The organism is Klebsiella sp. GN_Kp190, from assembly GCF_040061795.1.
Lineage (GTDB): Bacteria > Pseudomonadota > Gammaproteobacteria > Enterobacterales > Enterobacteriaceae > Klebsiella > Klebsiella michiganensis.
Genome location: NZ_JBEAFN010000038.1, coordinates 26,553 through 34,419, shown reverse-complemented (window position 1 = coordinate 34,419; position 7,867 = coordinate 26,553). Strand labels below are relative to the sequence as shown.

Annotated in this window: 7 protein-coding genes; 3 read left to right on the top strand and 4 right to left on the bottom strand. The window is 57.7% G+C overall.

What is annotated here, in order from left to right; genetic code table 11:
• Positions 1-436 precede the first annotated feature (436 nt).
• Together purH and purD are read left to right on the top strand one after the other, a co-directional pair.
• The gene (gene purH / locus ABLU67_RS22445) at positions 437-2,026 is read left to right on the top strand and encodes a bifunctional phosphoribosylaminoimidazolecarboxamide formyltransferase/IMP cyclohydrolase (RefSeq protein WP_004097693.1); all 1,590 of its coding nucleotides are present in this window, start codon (positions 437-439) and stop codon (positions 2,024-2,026) included.
• Between the two features lie 15 nt (positions 2,027-2,041).
• On the top strand, positions 2,042-3,334 hold the full coding sequence (gene purD, locus ABLU67_RS22440) for a phosphoribosylamine--glycine ligase (protein WP_014227507.1): 1,293 nt from the start codon (positions 2,042-2,044) through the stop codon (positions 3,332-3,334).
• Here the strand turns inward: purD and zraR are convergent.
• Together zraR and zraS are read right to left on the bottom strand one after the other, a co-directional pair.
• A complete protein-coding gene (gene zraR / locus ABLU67_RS22435) occupies positions 3,331-4,665 on the bottom strand; it encodes a sigma-54-dependent response regulator transcription factor ZraR (protein ID WP_032721071.1) in 1,335 nt (444 codons plus the stop codon). The genes purD and zraR overlap by 4 nt on opposite strands.
• A complete protein-coding gene (zraS, locus tag ABLU67_RS22430) occupies positions 4,662-6,050 on the bottom strand; it encodes a two-component system sensor histidine kinase ZraS (RefSeq protein WP_148850177.1) in 1,389 nt (462 codons plus the stop codon). Before zraS ends, zraR begins: the two co-directional genes overlap by 4 nt.
• A 252-nt stretch (positions 6,051-6,302) precedes the next feature.
• Here zraS and zraP point away from each other — a divergent pair, with 252 nt between their 5' ends.
• Positions 6,303-6,737, top strand: a complete 435-nt coding sequence (zraP, locus tag ABLU67_RS22425; protein ID WP_348852539.1) for a zinc resistance sensor/chaperone ZraP — start codon at positions 6,303-6,305, stop codon at positions 6,735-6,737.
• Positions 6,738-6,740: 3 nt separating this feature from the next.
• Here zraP and ABLU67_RS22420 read toward each other — a convergent pair whose 3' ends face one another.
• Together ABLU67_RS22420 and hupA are read right to left on the bottom strand one after the other, a co-directional pair.
• Complete coding sequence (locus tag ABLU67_RS22420; RefSeq protein WP_004097677.1) at positions 6,741-7,433, bottom strand: DUF1481 domain-containing protein; 693 nt, start codon at positions 7,431-7,433, stop codon at positions 6,741-6,743.
• A gap of 12 nt (positions 7,434-7,445) precedes the next feature.
• On the bottom strand, positions 7,446-7,718 hold the full coding sequence (hupA, locus tag ABLU67_RS22415; protein WP_004097675.1) for a nucleoid-associated protein HU-alpha: 273 nt from the start codon (positions 7,716-7,718) through the stop codon (positions 7,446-7,448).
• Positions 7,719-7,867: the final 149 nt, after the last annotated feature.

Here is a 7,867-nt window from a genome sequence, read left to right as displayed (position 1 = left end):
CTTTCCTCTTTCAGAGTCAACCCGTTATTTCAGGATTTTTTCTCTTCAACCAACCCGGTTGTTTGTGAAGTGATTCACATCTGCCGTGTCGATGGAGGCGCATTATAGGGAGTTCCCGAGCATCCGCAATAGTAAAATTGCAGAAAAATGACTGACTGCTGCATTCCCCAGCAAAACCCCGCTTTATACCCTGTTACGCACAGAATTATCCACAGGTGGCGGCCGATACCCTCTTATAAAGGCCCGCTCTCTTCTCTCTATAGGGCGCGATCCTGGGCTAAAAAGAGAAAGATAAAAATTCGCGAGCGTTGCGCAAACGTTTTCGTTACAATGCCGCGCTATAACAAGGATGCCCGGTTGGGTGCGTTAGGTGAGTTTTTAGACAAAAATTCACCTAACGCTCTCTGTAATATTCAAATCCTGGGGATTTAATACCATGCAACAACGTCGTCCAGTCCGCCGCGCCCTGCTCAGTGTTTCTGACAAGGCCGGTATCGTCGAATTCGCGCAGGCGCTTTCCGCTCGCGGTGTCGAGCTACTGTCTACGGGTGGTACCGCACGCCTGCTGGCTGAGAAAGGTCTGCCGGTTACCGAAGTCTCTGACTACACCGGTTTCCCGGAAATGATGGACGGACGCGTGAAGACCCTGCATCCGAAAGTTCACGGCGGTATTCTCGGTCGCCGCGGCCAGGATGACGGTATTATGGAACAACACGGTATCGCGCCTATTGATATGGTGGTGGTTAACCTGTATCCGTTTGCTCAAACCGTTGCCCGCGAGGGCTGCTCGCTGGAAGATGCGGTAGAAAACATTGATATCGGCGGCCCAACCATGGTTCGCTCAGCGGCGAAGAACCATAAAGACGTCGCCATCGTGGTGAAGAGCAGCGACTACGATGCCATTATTAAAGAGATGGATGCCAACGAAGGCTCCCTGACCCTCGACACCCGCTTCGACCTCGCCATTAAGGCATTCGAACACACCGCCGCCTACGACAGCATGATTGCCAACTACTTCGGCAGCATGGTTCCGGCCTATCACGGCGAGAGCAAAGAAGCCGCGGGTCGCTTCCCGCGCACCCTGAATCTGAACTTCATTAAGAAGCAGGATATGCGCTATGGTGAAAACAGCCACCAGCAGGCGGCCTTCTATATAGAAGAAGAAGTCAAAGAAGCCTCTGTTGCCACTGCACAGCAGGTTCAGGGTAAAGCGCTCTCCTATAACAACATCGCTGACACCGATGCCGCGCTGGAATGCGTCAAAGAATTCAGCGAGCCGGCCTGCGTTATTGTGAAGCACGCCAACCCATGTGGCGTAGCGGTAAGCACCTCTATTCTGGACGCCTACGACCGTGCGTACAAAACTGACCCGACCTCTGCCTTCGGCGGCATTATCGCGTTTAACCGCGAACTGGATGCCGAAACCGCGCAGGCGATCATCTCCCGCCAGTTTGTTGAAGTGATCATCGCGCCGTCTGCGACGGAAGAAGCCCTGAAGATCACTGCCGCGAAACAGAATGTCCGCGTCCTGACCTGCGGTCAGTGGACGCAGCGCGTACCTGGTCTGGACTTCAAACGCGTTAACGGCGGCCTGCTGGTTCAGGATCGCGATCTGGGTATGGTTACGGAAGGCGAACTGCGCGTGGTTTCCAAACGCCAGCCGACCGAGCAGGAACTGCGCGATGCGCTGTTCTGCTGGAAAGTGGCGAAATTCGTTAAATCCAACGCCATTGTGTACGCCAAAGAGAATATGACCATCGGGATAGGCGCAGGCCAGATGAGCCGCGTTTACTCCGCCAAAATCGCCGGGATTAAAGCCGGTGATGAAGGTCTGGAAGTGAAAGGTTCGGCTATGGCGTCCGACGCTTTCTTCCCGTTCCGCGACGGTATTGATGCCGCTGCTGCCGTTGGCGTGAGCTGCGTCATTCAGCCCGGTGGTTCTATTCGCGACGAAGAGGTGATTGCCGCCGCCGATGAGCACGGCATCGCGATGATCTTCACCGACATGCGCCACTTCCGCCATTAATTCACGGAGCAGACGATGAAAGTATTAGTTATTGGCAACGGCGGACGCGAACACGCGCTGGCCTGGAAGGCCGCACAGTCACCGCAGGTTGATACCGTTTTTGTCGCCCCGGGTAACGCGGGCACCGCGCTGGAACCGGCGCTGCAGAACGTGGCTATCGGCGTCACCGATATTCCGGCGCTGCTGAGCTTTGCGCAAAGCGAGAAGATTGACCTGACCATCGTTGGCCCGGAAGCGCCGCTGGTAATTGGCGTTGTCGATGCGTTCCGTGCCGCAGGGCTGAAAATCTTCGGCCCAACGGAAGGCGCGGCGCAGCTTGAAGGCTCCAAAGCCTTCACCAAAGATTTCCTCGCGCGTCATAACATCCCGACGGCGGAATACCAGAACTTCACCGAAGTCGAGCCCGCGCTGGCGTACCTGCGTGAGAAAGGCGCGCCGATCGTCATCAAGGCCGACGGCCTGGCCGCCGGCAAGGGCGTGATTGTCGCCATGACGCTGGAAGAAGCGGAAGCCGCCGTTCACGACATGCTGGCAGGTAACGCCTTTGGCGACGCCGGACACCGCATCGTCATTGAAGAGTTCCTCGACGGCGAAGAGGCGAGCTTTATCGTGATGGTCGACGGCGAGCACGTCCTGCCGATGGCCACCAGCCAGGATCACAAACGCGTGGGCAATGGCGATACCGGCCCGAACACGGGCGGTATGGGCGCTTACTCACCGGCGCCGGTGGTAACCGATGAGGTTCACCAGCGCACCATGGAACGCATTATCTGGCCAACCGTAAAAGGTATGGCAGCGGAAGGGAACACCTACACCGGTTTCCTCTATGCGGGCCTGATGATCGATAAACAGGGAAACCCGAAGGTTATCGAGTTCAACTGCCGCTTTGGCGATCCGGAAACCCAGCCGATCATGCTGCGCATGAAATCGGATCTGGTAGATCTGTGCCTCGCCGCCTGCGACGGCAAGCTGAATGAGAAAACCTCCGAGTGGGACGAACGCGCCTCGCTGGGCGTGGTGATCGCCGCCGGTGGCTATCCGGGCAACTACAGCACCGGTGATGAGATCCACGGCCTGCCGCTGGAAGAAGCGGCTGACGGCAAGGTCTTCCACGCCGGTACCAGACTCGCTGATGACGATCGCGTGCTGACCAGCGGCGGCCGGGTGCTCTGCGCTACCGCGCTGGGTCACACCGTCGCTGAAGCGCAAAAGCGCGCTTACGCCCTGATGAGCGATATCCGCTGGGACGGCAGCTTTAGCCGTAACGACATCGGCTGGCGCGCTATTGAGCGTGAGCAAAACAGCTAACGGCTGAGCTTTGCCAGCAGCGTTTTGCGCGTAATGCCCAGCTGACGGGCGGCTTCAGTTTTGTTGCCGCCCGTTTTTTCGAGCGCCACCAGGATCGCTTCTTTCTCGACTTCCACCAGCGGCTGAATAATATCCTCGCCGTGCGGCGCGTCCGAAACCGACGTACCGGCAATCGCCAGCGGCAGCTCGCGTTCCGAGATATACTCTCCGGTCAGCAGGACCACCGCCCGCTCTACCGCATTTTCCAGTTCGCGAATATTCCCCGGCCATGCGTAGTGAATCAGTAAGTCCATCGCCTGCGGCGTAAACCCCTGCACCGCTTTGCGGTTACGCTCGGCATAACGCTGCAGGAAATAGCGCGCCAGCTGAGGGATATCCTCCTTGCGCTGACGCAGCGGCGGCATATCGATAGTCACGACGTTCAGGCGATAGTAGAGATCCTGACGAAAACGTCCGGCGCTGACCTCTTCAGCTAAATCCCGGTGGGTGGCGGCAATTAGCCGTACATCTACCGAAAGGGTCTGATTGCTGCCCACGCGCTGCACTTCACGCTCCTGAATCGCCCGCAGCAGGCGCACCTGCATCAGCGGTGAAATATCGCCAATCTCATCGAGAAAGAGCGTACCGCCGTCCGCTTCAACAAAACGCCCTTCTCGCCGTTTGTCCGCGCCGGTAAAGGCGCCTTTCTCGTGACCAAACAGCTCCGACTCCAGCAACGACTCGTTGAGTGCGGCACAGTTGAGGATCACCAGCGGCCTGCGGCTGCGGGCGCTGCTGGCGTGCAGCGCCCGCGCGACCAGCTCTTTCCCGGTGCCCGACTCGCCGTGAATTAATACCGTCGCATCAGAGGGGGCAACCAGGGCAATATTATTCAGCAGCGCCCGCATCGCCGGGCTATCGCCCACCATGCCAAACTGGGCCGCGGGGGGACTACCCGCGACGGGTGACTCGCTCAGCCGCGTATGGGCCAACGCCTCAGACAGCGTCTGCTGCAGCTTGTCAAAGTCCAGCGGCTTAATCAGGTAGTCCAGCGCACCGGATTTCAGCGCCTCCACGGCGGTATCGACGCTGGAGTATGCGGTCATGATCAATACCGGAATCGACGGATTCCAGGTTTTGATCTCTTTCAGCGTTTCGATGCCGTCCATCTCGGCCATGCGGATATCGCAAAGCACCAGATCAAACACCGTCTGGCGCACCTGTTCCAGCGCCTGTACACCGTTGTAGGCCAGCGCAACCCGGTATCCCCAGCCCCGCAACAGCGCCTGTAAGATAGTGCAGTGGCTGATGTCATCGTCCACCACCAGAATATCGATCTGCTCGCCACTCATCCTTGTTCATCCTTTTGTTGCCCGTTGACCGGCAAATAGAGAGTAAATAGCGCGCCTTCGCCGGGGGCGCTCTCGGCGTGAATCGTTCCGCCGTGCTGCTCGACAATGTTCTGCACCACCGCCAGGCCCAGCCCGGTGCCGTCGGCCTTGGTCGTGAAGTACGGGGTAAAAATGGCCTGTAGCTGTTCCGCCGTCATCCCCTTGCCGCTGTCCGCAACGCTCACCTTTACTCGCCCGTCGCCGCATTCCCTCACCGCCACCGTAATCACGCCATCGCGGCCAATAGCGTGGACGGCATTGAGATAAAGGTTCAGCAGCACCTGTTTCAAACGATCCGGATCGGCCTGAATGCGGCATAGCGCGGGCTGCGCGGTGAACGCGAGCGTTATTGCCCGGCTGGCGGCATCCTGGCTAATTAGCTGAAGCGAGTGCATAATCACGTCATTCAAATCAACCGATTGATACGTTAAATGCGCCGGACGCACCAGTTCCAGCAGCTCGCTGACGACCCTGTTCAGGCGATCGGCTTCCTTCGCCATCACCTGGGCCAGCTGATGCGCTTCGCCATCGGCTGGGGTTCGCTCGGCAAAATACTTTGCCAGCCCTTTTATAGATGACAGCGGGTTGCGGATCTCATGGGCGACGCCCGCGGCCAGATGACCAAGCGCCACCAGCTTTTCTTTACGCGCCGTCGCCTCCTGCAGCTGCTTGCGCGAACGTTGATAGCGGCGGAACCAGAACTGCGCCAGCAACGTTGCCGCCATCACTACGCCCGCCGCGCAGAGCATGATAACCATATTACGCAGGCTACGGGCATGGTCGGCATCCAGCTCGCGGGTATCAAAAGCAATAAAAATAACCTGGGGAGCCTGGGTACGTAGCCCGGCAGCTTCGCGACGCATCATCATGCGCATATGATGCCCGCCGCCGTTAAGCGGGCGAAATTGACGATAAATCTCCAGCGCCGGTTCCGGTTTTTCGAGCCGGCGCCAGCGCTCCTCGCTCCCAATATTCAGCTCACGCAGAGTGCTGGCAGGGTAGAGCGACTCACCAACCCGCTGCGGGTCGCTATGGGCAATGATTTTACCGCTCTCATCCGTCACAGCGAACCACAGCACGCCTGGCTGCCAGGCCATCTCCTCCAGCAACGCCTGCAGTTGGGAATGATGCATACGCATTCCCATGCCCACCCGGGCGCCGGACTCAAGGGCGCGAATCAGCACGCTGCCCTTTTCCTGGATAGTCTGGCGCGCGGCTTCATTTTCACGGCCATAATCACGCACGATTAACGCAGAGAACAGGCACACCAGCAGCAAGATAAGGCCGGTTAACAACCAGCTCAGCCAGACGGCGACGGAATCCTTAGACAACCGCATCGCGTTCATGACAACTCCCTTTCCTCAGACACCGTATCGCTCAGCAGAAATCATGCCATTTTTCCGTCCCGTCTAACCGCTTCTCATGCGCAAACCGGGAAGGCGATCGAGTAAAAATGACCCGCAGCCTCCTTGACCGCGAGTCATTTTTACTCGCTCTCGTCTGGCTGGAAGGCGCTCAATGCCAGATATCCTGCGGCCTTTCCATTCTGGCACAGAAGATGCAAATCATTGAGAAACCATAAGCCAGGAGAATAAACTATGAAACGGAACAAAAAAATGACGCTGACGCTGATTGCCCTCGCCGCGCTGACTTTCGGCAGCAGTTCAGCCTGGGCAAGGCACCACTGGAATAACGGCAGCGGAATGGGCCCCCAGGGCTACAGCCAGCTCACCGCCGATCAGCAGGCCACTGCCCGGAAGCTGCATAACGATTTCTATGAACAAACCCGCGTTTTACGTCAGCAGCTTCAATCAAAACGCTACGAATACCATGCGCTGTTAACCGCGGATAAGCCTGACAGCGCGAAAGTCGAATCCATTGCCCAGGAGATGGAGGTTCTCGGTCAACAGCTGGCCCAGCAGCGGGTGAAGTTCGATCTCGCGTTAGCGCAGGCGGGTATTTCTCGCGGTGTGGATATGGGACCAGGGAGCTGCGGCGGAGGCCGCGGTCATATGGGGATGAGCCACTGGTAAGGCTCAGAAGCTTTTTTCGGTCGGCTGCCAGGTGCAGAAATCTTCGTTTGCCACCAGCAGCAGCTGAGAGCCTTCAGGCGCTTCCAGCCACGCCACGCTGACCTCAATGGATGAGTGATTCTGACGTCGCTCAATATGCGCCAGCGCCTGCGTATCGAGGTCAGGCTTCACGGTCTGACCTTCACAGGTGGTCACCGTCCTGTTGGCATGCCAGCGCCCCTGGCGCAGCATAACGCGTCCCTGACGCAGAGCGTCGCTGGTCTGGCGTATTTGCTCAGCGCGATAGCGGTATAGCGCGACCTGATCGCTGGAAAGCTGCTGCTTCTGCCCATCGATTTCACGCTGCATAAAGCTGAGTTCGCCCTGCGCATCAAACCGGGCGCGAATATGTTCCGGCGGTTTACCGTAGACGTTGAGTTCAATCAGCGCGAGCTGGCCATCCTGCCAGCGGTACTCGCTGGTCGAAGTATTACCATGACGCCATGGACTGAAGGCGGCAAGGAGATGGACCTCGCCGTTAGAATCTTTGCGCCAGATACGCATCGCCCCCTGGTTATCCGCATATCCGCTGGCGGTAAACGGCGGGAGAGAGGAATCATGGCTGCAGGCAGTGAGCAGCAATACGCCTACCAGCGCCAGCGTGCGGCGCCAGGTAGACAAAAGGGGCCGACAAGCCCCTTCGATAAAACTGTACACTGCCACGCGGTCTTACTTAACTGCGTCTTTCAGAGCTTTACCAGAAACAAATGCCGGTACGTTTGCTGCGGCGATTTTGATTTCATTACCGGTCTGCGGGTTGCGGCCAGTACGCTCAGCGCGGTGGTTCACTTTGAAGGTACCGAAACCAACCAGTTGAACAGCATCACCTTCTTTCAGAGACTCGGTAATTGCAGCCAGGGTAGATTCCAGGGCAGCTTTCGCCTGTGCTTTGGACAGGTCAGCTTTGTCCGCAATTACATCAATCAGTTGAGTCTTGTTCATAAGTTATCCTTACAATGTGTTTATCGCTTGCTAAGCATCGAGTGCGACGGAAATGCCTGAAAAGCACTCTCCTGCATACACGCACCGATAGCCACGTTTTTTCGCCCCCCAAATGTAGACCAGACGGGGGGCGGAATGGAAGCCTTCAG

Coding starts and splice junctions, on each gene's coding strand:
- purH (WP_004097693.1), top strand. CDS start 437: ATGCAACAACGTCGTCCAGTCCGCCGCGCCCTGCTCAGTGTTTCTGAC.
- purD (WP_014227507.1), top strand. CDS start 2,042: ATGAAAGTATTAGTTATTGGCAACGGCGGACGCGAACACGCGCTGGCC.
- zraR (WP_032721071.1), bottom strand. CDS start 4,665: ATGAGTGGCGAGCAGATCGATATTCTGGTGGTGGACGATGACATCAGC.
- zraS (WP_148850177.1), bottom strand. CDS start 6,050: ATGAACGCGATGCGGTTGTCTAAGGATTCCGTCGCCGTCTGGCTGAGC.
- zraP (WP_348852539.1), top strand. CDS start 6,303: ATGAAACGGAACAAAAAAATGACGCTGACGCTGATTGCCCTCGCCGCG.
- hupA (WP_004097675.1), bottom strand. CDS start 7,718: ATGAACAAGACTCAACTGATTGATGTAATTGCGGACAAAGCTGACCTG.